The sequence below is a fragment of the Arthrobacter sp. efr-133-R2A-120 genome (assembly GCF_030209835.1).
GTDB lineage: Bacteria > Actinomycetota > Actinomycetes > Actinomycetales > Micrococcaceae > Arthrobacter.
The window spans coordinates 1-14,256 of record NZ_JARVRF010000005.1; the positions used below are offsets into that span (position 1 = coordinate 1).

Here is a 14,256-nt window from a genome sequence, read left to right on the forward strand (position 1 = left end):
GAACAACTCGGCGGGCACACGGAGGCCCTCAAGGAAGTCCAAGCCGAAGTCGCCGGGGTATCCGAAGTGACCGACGTCGCCGGCGCTGCTGACGATTCAAGGGAAAGCAGCCCGCGGCACGCCTAGCGCGCAGGAGACCAGCGCGGACGGAGACGGGGGTCCGCCGGAAAGCGGATGGGCCCCCGCCCGCCATGCCACCGCCGGAATGTGAACAAGAAGTAGACGGGAAGACAGCATGCCGATCCGGGTAGGCGTTATCGGCGCCGGCGTCATGGGCGTAGACCACATCAGAAACCTCTCCACCACTATCAGCGGGGCCGAAGTCACCTTTGTGGCTGACCTCGACGCCGGACGTGCGGCAGCCGCGGCGCCGCCGTCCGCACGCATCACCACCGATCCTTCCGAGCTGATCAACTCCAGCGAGGTTGACGCCGTCGTCGTCGCTTCACATGACTCCACCCATGCCGGACTGGTGCTGGAATGCTTCGAAGCAATGACCCCGGTGCTGTGCGAAAAGCCGTTGGCTCCCACGCTCCTGGAAAGCCGCGAAGTGGTGGAGGCCGAAGCCGATCTCCTTGCAGCAACGGGTGCCCGGTTGCTGTCGATGGGCTTTATGCGGCGGTTCGATCCCGGCTATGTCGCGCTGCGCGAAGCCACCCGGGCACGCACCCAAGGCGAGCCTTTGCAGGTCCACTGCATTAGCCGGACGGCGTCCGCGGGACCGGGCGCGAGCTCGGAATCCGCCATCACCAATTCGGCCATCCACGAGCTCGACATCATCCCCTGGCTGCTGGACTCGCCTATCACCGAGGTGTCCTGGCAAGCGGGGCGGAGTTCCCGGCACAGTACCGGTGATCTACGGGACCCGGCCTTTATGCTCCTGCGCGCGGCCGACGGCACCCTGGCCACCCTCGAACTCTTCCTCAACGCACAGTACGGCTACACCACGCGATGCGAGGTCGTGTCAGAGTTCGGCACCGCCGCACTCCCGGAACCGGCCGCCCTCGATGTCCGGCAGGAAGGGAAGCGCAGTTCCGAAATCCCCGCAGACTGGCGTCCACGCTTCGCCGACGCTTACCGCTTGCAACTTCAGGCGTGGATCTCAGCCCTCGAAAAGGGAGAGCCTGCGCCGCTCGCAACCGGTGAGGACGGTCTGCGGGCGTCGCAGCTGGCACAAGCGATGATCCGCTCGCTCCACAGCGACGGGGCATACACGAAGGTGGTCTACTGATGGTTTCATCCGGGCTGCCAGTATCAAGGGTCCCGGATTCCCGCGATGCTCCAGCGTTGCGCTGGGGGATCATGGGCCCGGGGTGGATCGCCGAACGCTTCACGGAATCGGTGCAGGCTCACTCAACGCAAGTGATCGCCGCCGTCGGCTCCCGTTCCTTGGAACGGTCCAAGGCGTTCGCGGACGCTTTCGGCGTGCCCGCCGCCTATGGGAGCTACGAAGAGCTGGCCACGGCTCCGGACATTGACATCGTGTACGTATGCACGCCGCACAATTTCCACCACGCGGCTGCCGTGCTCGCCATCGACGCCGGCAAACACGTCCTGATCGAGAAACCGATCGGTCTGAATGCTGCGCAGGCGCGGGATATCGCCGCGCAGGCCAAGGCAGCTGGCGTCTACGCCGCCGAGGCCATGTGGAGCTTCTTCCTTCCGAAGTTCGACGTGATCCGGCAAGTGCTCGACGCCGGGACGCTGGGTACCGTGACAACGGTCCTCGCGGAATACGGCGAGCACTTCGAACCCAGCCACCGCATCTTCGACCCCGCACTGGCTGGTGGGCCTCTGCTGGACCTGGGCACCTACCCGCTGGCACTCATCACCGAGATCCTGGGCGCGCCCGAGCGCTTGAGCGCCTTCGGCCAGCCCCACGAATCGGGTGTCAACGCCCAGCTCTCCGCCATTATGCAATTCCCGGGCGGAAGCCAGGCCGTGATGAATGCGCACCTGCACAATTTCACCACCACCGCGGCAACGATCGTTGGTTCCGAGGCCACGTTGACCATCGACGGACCCTTCAACATGCCCGGCGGTTTCGAGATCCGGTTCCCGGACGGCACGCGGCTTCGCCACAACGAAGCGGCTGGCGGGCATTTGGAGGGCTTGCATTACGAAGCAGCAGCGGTGGCCCGCGCCATCGCCGCCGGTGAGATGGAAACCCCACAACGGCCCTTGGCGTCCTCCATCCGGACGATGGACGTCGCCGATGAAATCCGCCGCCAAGTGGGTATTGAATTCCCGGGCGAAGGCAACGTCCCTGCCTGAGCAATTGTTGTACTGACTATCGAAAGGACGGGCCCATGGCCTACATCGAACAGCATTCAGCCGGTCTTCCCACGCCCGTGCGGCTTGGCCTCATAGGCTCCGGCTGGATGGGAGCGTTCCATGGCGAAAGCATAGCCCGCCGGGTTCCCGGTGCGGTCCTGGCCGCCGTCGCCGATCCCAACGTGGACTCCGCGGCGTCCGTGGCTTCCCAGCTTGGTACGGCGAAGGTCACCGCAGACGCCGCGGACATCATGGCGGATCCGGACATCGACGCCGTGATCATTGCCAGCCCGGCACGCTTCCACGCTTCCCTGATTGCCCAGGCCGCAGCTGCGGGCAAGCACGTGTTTTGCGAGAAGCCCGCCGCGCAGAGCCTCGAAGAGCTCGACGCCGCCCTCCGCGCCGTCGAGACCGCAGGGGTACATTTCCAGATCGGATTCAACCGCCGCTACGCCACCGACTTCCAGGCCGCCAAGAAGGACCTGGCCGAAGGAATCGTGGGGGAGCCGCAGCTCTTGCGCTCGTTAACGAGGGATCCCGGCACCGGGAGCATCGGACATGCAGCCAGGATTCCGGCCTGGACGATTTTCCTGGAAACCCTCATTCACGACTTCGACACCCTGAACTGGTTCAACGAAGGGGCCGAGCCGGTGGAGGTCTACGCCGTCGCGGACGCCCTGGTGGAACCGAGCCTGCGTGATCAAGGATTCCTCGACACCGCCGTGGTCACCATCCGCTACAGCAATGGGGCACTGGCAGTGGCCGAGGCCAACTTCAGCGCGCTTTACGGCTACGACGTCAGGGGCGAAGTCTTCGGCTCCAAGGGCATGGTGCAGGCCGGACGGCCTACTGAAACGGCTGCCCTGAGGTACACCGCCGAGGGCCTCTCCGCGGAGACTCCGAGGCTCAACGTGGAACTGTTCCGGGATGCCTATACCGACGAACTTGTGGACTTCGCGGCGGCAGTCCGCGCGCGCCGCGACGGCGCGCAACCGCCGTCGGGCGCTTTCACCCTCACCCCGGGAGCCGCTGACGCGCGGCGCGCCCTGGCGATGGCTTTGGCCTGCATCGAGTCGGTCCAGCAAGGCGGACCGGTGGCCGTTACGGCTGTTTCGAGCAACAGCAAGGCGGGTGTCTGATGCGGCTGGCAGTTTGCGCCGAGATGGTCTTCACGGAGTTGCCGTTCACCGAACGGGTACGTCGGATCCATGAGGCCGGATTCGACGTCGAACTCTGGGACTCGAGGAACAAGGACATTGCGGCGCTCAAGGCGAGCGGCGCGGTCTTTTCCTCCATGACCGGGTACACCTCCGGGAGCCTGGTTGACGCTGACACCGCCGAGGACGTGGTGAGGACGGCGGAGACGCTGATTCCGACGGCCTTGGAGCTCGGCGTCAGCCGCATGGTGGTGCACTCGGCGGAGCTGATCGACGGCAAAGCAGCCCGTCCCGTCTACCGCTCCAACGGCAGCATGTGGATCACGGGTGCCCGGACCCTGGAGCGACTTGGCGCGCTCGGGGAAAAGCACGGACTGACGTTTTGCCTCGAAAACCTCAACACCGTGCTGGACCACCCCGGAATTCCGCTGGCCCGGGCCAAGGACACCCTCGCGCTTGTGGAGGCGGCCGGACATCCCAACGTGAAGATGATGCTGGACCTGTACCACGCACAGCTGGGGGAGGGGAACCTCATTGAACTGGTCCGCACCGCCTTGCCGCACGTCGGCGAGATCCAGGTGGCGGATGTCCCTGGGCGCTGCGAGCCCGGCACCGGCGAAATCAACTACGTGGCTGTGGCCCGGGCGCTCGTCGCTGCGGGCTACGAAGGCACCGTCGGCATGGAGGCATGGGCCAGCGGCGACGACCTGGAGGCGCTTGAGGCGTTCCGCCGGGCGTTCACGCCTGGCGTCGCGGAATCCCAGGACGATTCAGCTTTTTCAACGGAGGCAGCACTATGAAGGATGTCGTTCTCGGGCTGGTTGGAGTAGGGCGGATCGGCGTGATGCACGCCAACAACATCGCGGCCCTCAACGGGGAACTGAATGGACAAGGCATCAACGTGGAGTTGCGGCTCACAGATGTGGCCGAAGAACACGCCCGCAAGGTGGCGGCCGGTCTCGGCGCCCGATTCCTGCCGTCGGTAGAGGCCTTGATCGCCTCCGGAGTGGATGGGCTTGTGATCGCGACCGGAACGGGCACGCACCCGGAACTGATCCGAGCGGGAGTGGATGCCGGTATCCCGGTGTTCTGCGAGAAGCCCGTGGCCATGAATGTGGCCGATTCGCTGCCTGTCCTGGAACATATCCGCGCCAACGATGGTGTGGTGCAGATCGGCCACCAGCGTCGCTTCGATGCCGGTTACATCGAGGCCAAGCGCGCCTACCAGGCGGGGGAGCTCGGCTGGATCCACTCGCTGCGCGCCGTGACCTGCGATATGGCTCCGCCGCCCGTGGAGTTCCTGGCAACGTCCGGCGGGCTGTTCCGTGATTGCTCGGTCCACGACTTCGACATCCTGCGCTGGCTGACCGGCCGCGAGATCGTGGAGGTCTATGCCAAGGGTTCCAACAATGGTGATCCCGCCATCGGAGAAGTGGGCGATGTGGACACCGCCTTGGCTCTGATCACGTTCGACGACGGGACGGTTGGCACAGTCTCGGCCACCCGTTACAACGGCGCAGGGCATGACGTCCGCCTCGAAATCCAGGGCTCCAAGCGTTCCCTCATGGTTGGCCTGGACGACAAGACAGCCATGGAGTCAGCCGAGGCCGGGATCGCCTTCCCGTCCGGAGAACCCCACAAGACCTTCGCCGAACGCTTCGATCAGGCCTATCGCTCGGAAATGGCGGCCTTCGTTGAACTGGTCCTGGGCCAACGGGACAACCCGTGCACCCCGGAGGACGCCGTCGCGGCTTCCCGGGTGGCGGATGCCGCGCAGGAGTCGCTGGCAAGCGGAGTTCCCGTCAGAGTGGCGCTAGTGGGGGCGAAGGCGAGTTAGGCGATTACAGGTCCCAACTAGCTCGCAGTTGTTGTCGTTTTGACGGCCCAGAACGACAACAACTGCTTGGGCCCACGCCGCCAGGGTTCCCTGGCCGAGCTTGCGAGGCGAGGGTGGCGGTGGGGATTGGGTGTGCGGACTCCTTAGGCGCCGAACGGCAATCGGGGGTCGATGTCTTGTCCGTCCCAGCCCTGCCGCACCCACCCGTGGTGGGGGTCGTCGCTGATGAGCCATTCGCGCACGGGTCCCGGGCCGGCCATGACGTTCAGGTAGTACAAGTCATAGCCGGGAGCTGCCATGGCGGGGCCGTGCCAGCCGTAGGGAACAAGAACGACGTCGCCCGTGCGGACTTCCGCGGCCACGTCGATCGGGCGCTCATCGGAGGCGTAGACGCGCTGGTAGCCGATCGCGTCTGCATCTGCGGGGGCGCCGGAGCCATCCGCCACGCGGGTCTCGAAGTAGTAGATCTCCTCGAGTTGCGTTTCGCCGTCCTTTTCCTCGTCATGCTTGTGCGGGGGATAGGAAGACCAATTGCCCGCGGGGGTCAGCACTTCGCAGACGATGAATCGGTCCGCCTCGAGGGCGGCTGGGGTGCCGAAGTTGTGGACCTGGCGCGAACAGTTGCCTGCTCCACGCAACTCCACCGGGGTTTCCGCGGCGGTCACGAGCCTGGTGGGGTACGAGGCGTTGGCGGGGGCGGTCGCGACGGCGACGCGGCCGCCGTCGGGCGAACTGATGGTGACGGCAGCGTTCGTGCCGGAATACAGGACATCGCTAGGGCCATGGAAAACCGACGCCCGCCCCGCAAGGGGATACTCGACGTCGTCGACCGTCACCGTAAAGGCGCCGTTGAGCGGCACAATGATCCGCTCTTCAGCTGCGGCGGGGAGCTCGACGGCGGCGCCCGCGGCGAGCGTGGCGACCTTGAGCCCGGTGTGGGCCCAACCGTCCACGGTCAAGGCGGAATCGGAAGTTCCGAGCGAGATGTCCCAATCGCCGTCGTTGGCGGTTCCCAGTGGATAGACCCAGTTGGCCATGAAGTTATGTCCTTGCGTTAGCGCTGTACGAGTGTCATTTCAAAGCTGTAGGAATCGGCCCGGTAGACGTGGTGGCCGGTCTCCACCATGCGTCCGGTGTCGTCGACGGCGGTGCGTTCCATGGTGACCAAAGCCGAGCCGACTTCCGCCTCCAAGAGCGGCGCCTGGTAGTCGTTGGCGATCATGGCGCCGATCCGCTGCGAAGCGAGGCGGAAGTTGACGCCGCCGCGACGGAGGATGGCGTAGAGGCCTTCCTCGGCGAGCATGGCCTCGTCCATGGTCGCGATGTCGTCGCGGACCCAGTTCTCCATGAGCGCCAGCGGCTTGCCGCCCACTTTGCGGAGGCGGGTGAAGTGGTAGACCTTGGAGCCGGCCGGAAGCTGGAGGGCTGTCAGCGTGGCGGCGTCGGCCTCCATGTGCGAGAAGCTGAGGACCTGCGTTGTGGGCTTCTTGCCGTTGTTGGTCAGGTCGTCGTAGAGGCTGGAGAGTTCCAGGGGCCGGCGGACCTGGCTTGACACCACCTGCGTGCCGACGCCGCGCTTGCGGACCAACAGGCCCGAGCGGACAAGTTCGTCCATGGCCTTGCGCATGGTAGGCCGCGACAGGTTGAGCTGGGCGGCGAGGTCTATCTCGTTGTCCAAGCGGCTGCCGGGCTCCAGGACTCCGCTGTGGATGGCGGCCTCGATGCCCTGGACCACCTGGTGGTACAAAGGCACAGGGGAAGAACGGTCGATAGTGAGGCCAAGTTGATTCGCCATTGCATGCTCCCTCGCATTCCGGGACTGTCCCGGAAGTCACAAGCATGTCCGCTCATGTTCGCTTGATAGGACATACTGCTTTACTGATGATAGCAGGAGCATTGTGCGGGTCAAGGGTGCCGGAGGCACGTTTATTGAGCCGTTTCAGGTCTCTTGTTTGGGACATGTCCAGACATCAGGACCAGACCTCGCGCCCTCAGCGGCGGGTGCGCCTTTCGGCGTCGGGGCCTTCAGCGGCGAGCGCGCCTTCAGCGGCGGCGTCGGGCGCTGGTGCGTTGACGGACGTAGCCGACGGCGGCAAGCACGGCGCCCAGTCCCTCGGCGACTGCGCTGAGGGTCTTCTCGAAAAACCATACGGGCTCGTACATGGACGGGAGCGGACCGATGGCAGGTATGTCGACATAGCGGTAGAGGAGGACCGCTATGAAGGCGCTTCCAGCGACGACCACCGCGGCGGCGTAGGCTGGCCGACTGCCGCGGACCAGGACATACAGGGCGACGAGAATTGCGACCGCGCCCTCAAGGCGGAACAGATTGCCTTCCCCGATTCCGCCGGGGGCACCCAATTGGTAGCCGGAGGCGAGATCGAAGTGCACCAGAGCGTCGATGACCAGGGCTGCCGCCACAAGCAGTCGCAACAGGATGTCCTTGGGCCTGCGGCTCATCGGCTTGCGGCGGGCCGCTTCACGAGTGCTCATTTCGCTGTCCTCATTTCGCACACGCTCACTTCACGACCAGCGTTCCGTGCATGTTGGAGTGGTACGCGCAGTGATAGGGGTAGCTGCCCGGCGTGGTGGGCGCGGTGAACTGGGCTGTCCCGCCCCCGCCGTCGACGGCGGCGTCGAAGGCCTTTCCGTCGTCCGAGGTGACAGTGTGGGCCTGGGCGTCCTCGTTCTTGACGGTGATTTTGGCGCCCGGGCTGACCGAGACGGGTCCTTGATAGCCGAAGTCCTTGATGGTGATGGTGAGCGATTGGGAGGTCCCGGACGGCGGAGCAGTCGACGACGCGGCGGAAGGCGGGCTCGAAGACGCGCCCTGATAGCCGGTTCCGGACGCCCCGCAACCGTTCACGCCGATCAGGGCGGCCGCTCCTACGACGGCCATCAAGGCCTTGGCGTTGTTCCTCATGATTCGTTCCCCGCTCCTCGTGTCCGGTGGCGAGAACGTGTTTGCCACATTGATGAGACGAATTCCGGAGCCGTCAGGTTCACGGGAGCGGGAAATTGATTCCGGCGGGCGGAGGCTGCCGTCTCCATCACCCCACGGGACGCAGCGTCCTGCAGACCTCCACGAAAGCCTTGAACGGGGCGAGTCGTTCCTCGTCGGGCAGCTGCGAGGCCTCGGGATGCCATTGCACGGATGCCACCCAGCGCTGCGGGTCCTCGAGGGCCTCCACGGTCCCGTCCTCCGCGACCGCCGTGACCACCAAGCCATCGCCTACCCGCGCCACGGCTTGGTGATGTCCCGAAGCAATCCGCACCGAGTTCCGTGAGCCATAGAGGCGAGCGACCTTTGAATGCGGTGAAAGTTCGACGTCGTGCCACGCCCAGGCACTTAGCTCACCTTCCGCCGGGGTCAGGCCGTTATGCTCCACCAGTGAGGGATGCATGTCCTGGATGAGCGTCCCGCCGTAGACCACGTTGAGGAGCTGGTGGCCGCGGCAGATGCCGAGGGTGGGTAAACCGGCGTCGAGCGATCCACGGGCGACCGCCAGGTCCAATCGATCCTGGTCAGGGTTGACGTCGTAGCAGGCTTCAGTCGCTTCTTCGCCGTAGAGTCGCGGATCCAGGTCACCGCCGCCGGGCAGCAGGACCCCGTTGAGGGAACGGAGCTCGGCGGCCAGCTGGCCGGCTTCGTCGGTGAAGGAGGCGTCCAGCAGTACGGGCTCCGCGCCGGCGTCGCGCACCAGTTCGACGATGAAGTCGAAGAGTTCATTCGCCTCTCCCACGCGGGCATCCGCGTCTTCGGAGCTGCTGAGGCGGACGGGAATACCGATCCGGGGCCGGACGCTGCTCTGCTGTTCGGAAGTCTGCATGCTCCATGATGCACTGGCCGGGCGACTCCTGCGCAACGGGAACCGCGGGCTTACGCTGATGCCATGAATCCGTCCCGCGCCCTGACTCCCAGTCCCCGCACGCTCGACATTGAGAGCGTGGCCCATTTCGACAGGCTTCTGAGCTCCGGTGCCGTGACGATGCACGGATGGCACGCCCAGTCGCTGGACCTGCGGGGCCGACGGGCGGACCTACAGCGGCTGGATCCTCAAGGCGCCATCTTTCTGGGGTGCACCTTCGATGACGGGGTCGAGGACTCGCTGCGCAGCCGCGGCGCACTCATCTTTCCCAAGCTGCGCGGAGTACCGTTCAACCCGTACCGGGGCAGCCTCTACAGCGCCGCCGAACTGTACGAGGACATCGACTCCACGGAGTACGAAGCCACCCTGGACGCCCAGGTCTACCACTGGAGCATCATGCCGGGGCAACGGACCAGCTTGGACGCCACCCTCGCCGCCGCGCTGCACGACCACGCCATCGGGGATGCCTTGGACGAGCTCTTGGGCAACGGGGATTTCGCGGGGAACAAGATTGTGGGAGTCATGGGCGGGCACGTCGCGCAACGCGGAACCACGGACTTCCACGACGCCGCGCGCCTGGGCAGGCTCTTGGCCTTGTCCGGCTTCACGGTGGCCACCGGGGGAGGCCCGGGCGCCATGGAAGCCGCCAATTTCGGCGCCTACTTGAGCGGCCTGCCCGACGCCGACTTCGCCGTCGCGCTGAAATCGCTCGCGGCGGTGCCGGGTTTCCGCCCCTCGGTGACGGCCTGGGCGCGGGCGGCGGCCGCCGTCGTCGGGCACCATCCGCGCGGAACGACGTCGCTGGGCATCCCCACGTGGTTCTACGGGCACGAGCCACCCAACCTCTTCGCCACCCACATCGCCAAGTACTTCGCCAACTCCATGCGCGAAGCGATCCTGCTGGAACTGTGCAACGGCGGGATCGTGTTCCTCCCGGGCTCAGCCGGCACTGTGCAGGAAATCTTCCAGGACGCGTGCGAGAACTTCTACGGCGCCCCGGAAACCGTCACGCCCATGGTGCTCGTGGGGCGCGACCACTGGGAGCACAAGTATCCCGCGTGGCCCATGTTGCAGAGCCTTGCTGCCGGGAAAGTGATGGAGGGCCGGATCTTCCTGGTGGACAGCGTCGAGGAAGCGCTCGCCGTCGTCGCGGGCTAACTGCGTGGGTTCCGCCCGGCCGGCCCAACTGACTCGCATTTGTTGTCCTTATGGCGGCTCAAAACGACAACTGCGTGGGCCCCTGCCTGAGCCTGCGAAGGCTGGGAGCCGGTGGGGACTTGCGAGGCGAGGGTCGCGGTGGGGACTACTTGGGAGTTAGCGCGGGGCGCGGCCGCCCAGGCGCGTCGTGATTTTGCGGGCTGCGTCTTGGCATGCCTCGCCGAGGCTGGCGAGCGTGTCCTGCGAGACCCGGAACTTTGGCGCTGGGATCAGGACGGAGGCCACGATGTCTCCGCGGTGGTCAAAGACGGGGGAGGCGACGCCGACTTCTTCAATTGATGTTTCGCCGAAATTGAAGGCCCAGCCCCGGGTTACGGACTCCTGCAGCCGAAGTAGGTAGGCCTCGAGTGCTTCCTCGTCGAGCCCGGGCAATGTAATGGAGCCGCTGCGGAGGAGCTTGCGGACACGGTCGGCGTCTTCGGCGGCAAGGAAGACCTGTACCGAAGAGCTGAGCGCCTCGTTGTAGCGGGCACCCAACGGTGCGAGGTGCTTGACCTGGTGTCGGCTGGCGATTTGCTCCACGCACATGGATTCGCTCCCGTTCCACACCATGAGCGCGCTCGTCTCGCCGGTCCGTTCGCTCAGTTCGCGCAGCACGGGATAGGCCACCCGGCGCTCCTCCAGTTCGGCGAGGAGCGGGCCGGCAAGGGCGATCATCCCCAGGCCGAGCCGGAAGCGGCGGGACTCGGGGTCGCGTTCCACCAGGTGTTCTTGTTCGAAGGTCGCCAGGGTCCGGGACACGGTGCTCTTGTGCAAGCCGATCCTGCCGGCGATCTCGGTGACTCCCAGCAAGGGTTCCTCGGCGGTGAAGCTGCGGAGCACGGCAATGGCGTTCTCGAGTACCGAAGCGCCTTTGGAATCGCCGTTGGCCGGGGTGTCGCTGATGGTTGTACGCGGTTCTGCACGCCGTTCTGCACGCGGTTCTGCTGGGGTCATGATGGTCACTATATGGCTCTTTTAATGGGGACATGCCCAACCTTGGCCTACAGCAATGAGCATATGGGTCATATGTCCATTGCTCGGGCGCAAGGCAGGGCATGTCCATTGGAGGTGGGTGCTAGGCGCCGATGATGTTGTATTCCGGGCCGAAGGGGAATTTGGTGATGTTCTCGGCACCGTCTTCACCGACCACCAGGATGTCGTGTTCCCGGTACCCGCCGGCACCCGCCTGGCCATCGAGGACCGTGATCATCGGCTCCATGGAGACCACCATTCCTGGCTCCAGGACCGTGTCGATGTCTTCGCGCAGCTCCAGTCCGGCTTCACGTCCGTAGTAGTGCGAGAGGACGCCGAAGGAGTGTCCGTAGCCAAAGGTGCGGTTGGCGAGCAGTCCATGCGCAACATAGATCTCGTTCAGCTCGGCCGCGATGTCCTTGCAGACTGCCCCGGGCTTGATGAGTTCCAGTCCGCGCTTGTGGACCTCCACGTTGATGTTCCACAGTTCCAGGGAGCGCGCATCGGGTTCGCCGTAGAACAGTGTCCGCTCCAGGGCCGTGTAGTAGCCCGAGGTCATGGGGAAGCAGTTCAGTGACAGGATGTCGTGTTCCTGGATCTTGCGGGTGGTTGCCCAGTTGTGGGCGCCGTCGGTGTTGATGCCGGACTGGAACCACACCCAGGTGTCGCGGATCTCGGAGTCCGGGAACGTCCGGGCTATCTCGTGGACCATGGCTTCGGTGCCGATCAGGGCGACCTCGTACTCAGTGATCCCTGCAGTGATGGCGTTGCGGATGGCCTCGCCGCCGAGGTCGCCGATCCGGGCGCCGTGCTTGATGACCTCGATTTCCTCGGAAGACTTGATCATGCGCTGGCGCATGGCGGCCTGGGCCACATCCACAAGCGTCGCGCCGGAGAAGGCGGCTTGGATCTTGTTGCGGTTGTCCAGCGGAAGGGAATCGTCCTCAACACCCAGACGGCGGACGGTGATCCCGCGGGTTCGCAGCACTTCCTGGATGCCGAAGATGTAGTTGTCCCGGCGCCAGTCGGTGTAGACAAGGTTGTCCCCGTAGCTGCGGCGCCACGGCATTCCGGCGTCGATGTTGGCGGTAACGGTGACGGTGTCCTCGGCCGTGACCACCATGGCGTAGGAACGGCCGAAGTAGGTGAACAGGAAGTCGGAGTAGTACTTGATGGAGTGGTAGCTGGTCAGGACAACGGCGTCCAGATCCTTCTCGGCCATGATCCGGCGAAGACCCGCGAGGCGTCGTTCAAACTCTGTGTCGGAGAACGTCAGGGAGACTTTCTCTCCGTTGTTGAGGACCTTGAGGCGTTCAAGCTTGGCGACATCGCTGACGGCTTCATTCTCGGTGATGGTCATGGGTGGTGTTCCTTTCAATGGGTGGGTTGTTTTCAGTCCTGCTGCAGGGGCTTCTTGGAAGTCTCTACGGCGAAGAGGACCGCGATGAGGGAAATTATGGAGGCTGCCACGAGGTACCAGCCGGGGGCCAGCTGGTTGTGGGTCAGGCCGATGAGGAGTGTTGCCATGAAAGGGGCGGTGCCGCCGAACAGGGCGTTGGAGAGATTGAAGCTGACGGCGAAGCCGCTGTAGCGGACCCTCGTGGGGAAGAGCTCGGCAAGGAAGCTGGGCAGGGTGCCGTCGTTGAGCGTGAGCATGGCGCCCAGCAGGATCTGGACCAGGACAATGACCAGGAAGTTGCCGGTGTCGAGGAGCATGAACGCGGGAACGGTCAGCACCACGAACAGCACGGAAGCCGTGATGAGCATGCGCTTCCGGCCGAACCTGTCCGAGGCGATACCCGTCAGGAAGATGAATCCGATGTAGCTGACGAGGGCAATCGTGGTGGCCAGGAACGATTCGGCCGCACCGAAATGAAGCTCCTCGGAAAGGTACGTCGGCATGTAGCTGAGGATCACGTAGAAGCCGACGGCGTTGAGCAGCACCGCGCCCGTCGCGATGATCAGCTGCTTGCGGTACGTCTTGAACATCGCGAAGGCCGGAGCCTTCACCGCGGTGTCCTTCGCGGCCATTTCTCGGAAGGCCGGGGTGTCCTCGAGCTTGGTACGGATGTAGCGGCCAATCAGGCCCATCGGGGCGGCCAGGAGGAAGGGCAAGCGCCAGCCCCATTCGCCGAGCTGCTCCGCGCTCAGTACCGTGCTGAGCAGTGCCGCCAGCAGGGAACCGAGCAGCAGGCCTGCCGCCGTGCTGGCAGGTACGACGGCGGCATAGAGTCCGCGCCGATTGGCCGGCGCGTATTCCACCAGGAAGGCTGAGGCACCTGCGTATTCGCCGGCGGCCGAGAAGCCCTGGACAACCCGGACGAGCAGCAGGAGGACCGGCGCCATGACGCCGATGGTGTTGTAGCCGGGGATGAGGGCGATGCAGAACGTAGCCACGGACATGAGCACGATCGAGAGGGAGAGCGCTTGTTTGCGTCCGAGCCGGTCACCGATGTGGCCCCAGATGAATCCGCCCAATGGACGGACAAAGAAGGAGACGGCGAAGACGCCAAACGTTGCCAGCAGTGCGGTCTGCCGGTCCGATGCGGGGAAGAAGACGGTCGAGATGATCCCGGCAAGGTAGCCGTAGACGGCGTAGTCGAACCATTCGACGAAGTTGCCGATGAAGCTTGCAGTGATAACGCGGCGGCGGGTGTCTTTGCTGACTGTGTGGCTAGCCGTTGGCTTTGACGGGCCGCCCGGGGTGGCTGCCGCATCGGGAAGGTCGCCGGACCCGCCTTTGGATCCGGGACTGGCGTTTCCCTGGATTGCTGCCACGGAGGATGTTTCGTTTTTCATGAATCCACCAAGAACTTTTTGGGTTGCATTCAACGCAACGCTGTTGCATCAGAATAGATGTGTTGTGCATCACCGTCAAGAGTCTTCACTCGCCACCCAACTGACTCGCACTTGTTGTCGTTTTGAGGGCGCTAAACGACAACAAGTG

The 14,256-nt window shown here is 64.8% G+C and carries 14 protein-coding genes; 6 read left to right on the forward strand and 8 right to left on the reverse strand.

The window, feature by feature from the left end:
- The first annotated feature begins 235 nt into the window (after positions 1–235).
- Genes QRN52_RS03575 through QRN52_RS03595 form a run of 5 tightly spaced genes read left to right on the forward strand, consistent with a single transcriptional unit; the run spans position 236 to position 5,268 of the window.
- On the forward strand, positions 236–1,231 hold the full coding sequence (locus tag QRN52_RS03575) for a Gfo/Idh/MocA family oxidoreductase (RefSeq protein WP_284751400.1): 996 nt from the start codon (positions 236–238) through the stop codon (positions 1,229–1,231).
- Positions 1,231–2,274: a Gfo/Idh/MocA family protein gene (locus QRN52_RS03580; protein ID WP_284751401.1), complete on the forward strand. Its 1,044-nt coding sequence runs from the start codon at positions 1,231–1,233 to the stop codon at positions 2,272–2,274. Before QRN52_RS03575 ends, QRN52_RS03580 begins: the two co-directional genes overlap by 1 nt.
- A 35-nt stretch (positions 2,275–2,309) precedes the next feature.
- Entirely contained in the window at positions 2,310–3,413 is a 1,104-nt protein-coding gene (locus QRN52_RS03585) for a Gfo/Idh/MocA family oxidoreductase (protein ID WP_284751402.1), read from the forward strand.
- Positions 3,413–4,231 carry a TIM barrel protein gene (locus QRN52_RS03590; protein ID WP_284751403.1) on the forward strand — a complete coding sequence of 273 codons (819 nt, stop codon included), beginning with the start codon at positions 3,413–3,415 and terminating at the stop codon, positions 4,229–4,231. Before QRN52_RS03585 ends, QRN52_RS03590 begins: the two co-directional genes overlap by 1 nt.
- Positions 4,228–5,268 carry a Gfo/Idh/MocA family oxidoreductase gene (locus QRN52_RS03595; protein ID WP_284751404.1) on the forward strand — a complete coding sequence of 347 codons (1,041 nt, stop codon included), beginning with the start codon at positions 4,228–4,230 and terminating at the stop codon, positions 5,266–5,268. The genes QRN52_RS03590 and QRN52_RS03595 overlap by 4 nt, the downstream gene beginning before the upstream one ends.
- Positions 5,269–5,411: 143 nt before the next feature.
- Here QRN52_RS03595 and iolB read toward each other — a convergent pair whose 3' ends face one another.
- The 5 genes from iolB to QRN52_RS03620 all read right to left on the reverse strand — a co-directional run bounded on the left by iolB (position 5,412) and on the right by QRN52_RS03620 (position 9,098).
- A complete protein-coding gene (gene iolB / locus QRN52_RS03600) occupies positions 5,412–6,305 on the reverse strand; it encodes a 5-deoxy-glucuronate isomerase (RefSeq protein WP_284751405.1) in 894 nt (297 codons plus the stop codon).
- A gap of 17 nt (positions 6,306–6,322) precedes the next feature.
- Positions 6,323–7,063, reverse strand: a complete 741-nt coding sequence (locus tag QRN52_RS03605) for a GntR family transcriptional regulator (RefSeq protein WP_059388160.1) — start codon at positions 7,061–7,063, stop codon at positions 6,323–6,325.
- A gap of 248 nt (positions 7,064–7,311) precedes the next feature.
- Positions 7,312–7,761, reverse strand: a complete 450-nt coding sequence (locus tag QRN52_RS03610) for a hypothetical protein (protein ID WP_284751406.1) — start codon at positions 7,759–7,761, stop codon at positions 7,312–7,314.
- A 25-nt stretch (positions 7,762–7,786) separates the two neighbouring features.
- A complete protein-coding gene (locus QRN52_RS03615; RefSeq protein ID WP_284751407.1) occupies positions 7,787–8,191 on the reverse strand; it encodes a cupredoxin domain-containing protein in 405 nt (134 codons plus the stop codon).
- 127 nt (positions 8,192–8,318) lie between these two features.
- Positions 8,319–9,098 carry a gamma-glutamyl-gamma-aminobutyrate hydrolase family protein gene (locus tag QRN52_RS03620; RefSeq protein WP_284751408.1) on the reverse strand — a complete coding sequence of 260 codons (780 nt, stop codon included), beginning with the start codon at positions 9,096–9,098 and terminating at the stop codon, positions 8,319–8,321.
- Between the two features lie 63 nt (positions 9,099–9,161).
- Here QRN52_RS03620 and QRN52_RS03625 point away from each other — a divergent pair, with 63 nt between their 5' ends.
- Positions 9,162–10,295 carry an LOG family protein gene (locus QRN52_RS03625; RefSeq protein WP_284751409.1) on the forward strand — a complete coding sequence of 378 codons (1,134 nt, stop codon included), beginning with the start codon at positions 9,162–9,164 and terminating at the stop codon, positions 10,293–10,295.
- Positions 10,296–10,451: 156 nt separating this feature from the next.
- On the opposite strand, the gene QRN52_RS03630 is transcribed toward QRN52_RS03625, so the two are convergent.
- The 3 genes from QRN52_RS03630 to QRN52_RS03640 all read right to left on the reverse strand — a co-directional run bounded on the left by QRN52_RS03630 (position 10,452) and on the right by QRN52_RS03640 (position 14,108).
- On the reverse strand, positions 10,452–11,291 hold the full coding sequence (locus QRN52_RS03630) for an IclR family transcriptional regulator (protein ID WP_284751410.1): 840 nt from the start codon (positions 11,289–11,291) through the stop codon (positions 10,452–10,454).
- Between the two features lie 121 nt (positions 11,292–11,412).
- Complete coding sequence (locus QRN52_RS03635; protein ID WP_284751411.1) at positions 11,413–12,669, reverse strand: aminopeptidase P family protein; 1,257 nt, start codon at positions 12,667–12,669, stop codon at positions 11,413–11,415.
- A gap of 32 nt (positions 12,670–12,701) precedes the next feature.
- A complete protein-coding gene (locus QRN52_RS03640) occupies positions 12,702–14,108 on the reverse strand; it encodes an MFS transporter (RefSeq protein ID WP_284751412.1) in 1,407 nt (468 codons plus the stop codon).
- Between the last annotated feature and the right edge of the window lie 148 nt (positions 14,109–14,256).

Excerpts from the sequence above, each read along its gene's own strand:
- QRN52_RS03575 (WP_284751400.1), top strand. The coding sequence starts at position 236 with ATGCCGATCCGGGTAGGCGTTATCGGCGCCGGCGTCATGGGCGTAGAC.
- QRN52_RS03580 (WP_284751401.1), top strand. The coding sequence starts at position 1,231 with ATGGTTTCATCCGGGCTGCCAGTATCAAGGGTCCCGGATTCCCGCGAT.
- QRN52_RS03585 (WP_284751402.1), top strand. The coding sequence starts at position 2,310 with ATGGCCTACATCGAACAGCATTCAGCCGGTCTTCCCACGCCCGTGCGG.
- QRN52_RS03590 (WP_284751403.1), top strand. The coding sequence starts at position 3,413 with ATGCGGCTGGCAGTTTGCGCCGAGATGGTCTTCACGGAGTTGCCGTTC.
- QRN52_RS03595 (WP_284751404.1), top strand. The coding sequence starts at position 4,228 with ATGAAGGATGTCGTTCTCGGGCTGGTTGGAGTAGGGCGGATCGGCGTG.
- iolB (WP_284751405.1), bottom strand. The coding sequence starts at position 6,305 with ATGGCCAACTGGGTCTATCCACTGGGAACCGCCAACGACGGCGATTGG.
- QRN52_RS03605 (WP_059388160.1), bottom strand. The coding sequence starts at position 7,063 with ATGGCGAATCAACTTGGCCTCACTATCGACCGTTCTTCCCCTGTGCCT.
- QRN52_RS03610 (WP_284751406.1), bottom strand. The coding sequence starts at position 7,761 with ATGAGCACTCGTGAAGCGGCCCGCCGCAAGCCGATGAGCCGCAGGCCC.
- QRN52_RS03615 (WP_284751407.1), bottom strand. The coding sequence starts at position 8,191 with ATGAGGAACAACGCCAAGGCCTTGATGGCCGTCGTAGGAGCGGCCGCC.
- QRN52_RS03620 (WP_284751408.1), bottom strand. The coding sequence starts at position 9,098 with ATGCAGACTTCCGAACAGCAGAGCAGCGTCCGGCCCCGGATCGGTATT.
- QRN52_RS03625 (WP_284751409.1), top strand. The coding sequence starts at position 9,162 with ATGAATCCGTCCCGCGCCCTGACTCCCAGTCCCCGCACGCTCGACATT.
- QRN52_RS03630 (WP_284751410.1), bottom strand. The coding sequence starts at position 11,291 with ATGACCCCAGCAGAACCGCGTGCAGAACGGCGTGCAGAACCGCGTACA.
- QRN52_RS03635 (WP_284751411.1), bottom strand. The coding sequence starts at position 12,669 with ATGACCATCACCGAGAATGAAGCCGTCAGCGATGTCGCCAAGCTTGAA.
- QRN52_RS03640 (WP_284751412.1), bottom strand. The coding sequence starts at position 14,108 with ATGAAAAACGAAACATCCTCCGTGGCAGCAATCCAGGGAAACGCCAGT.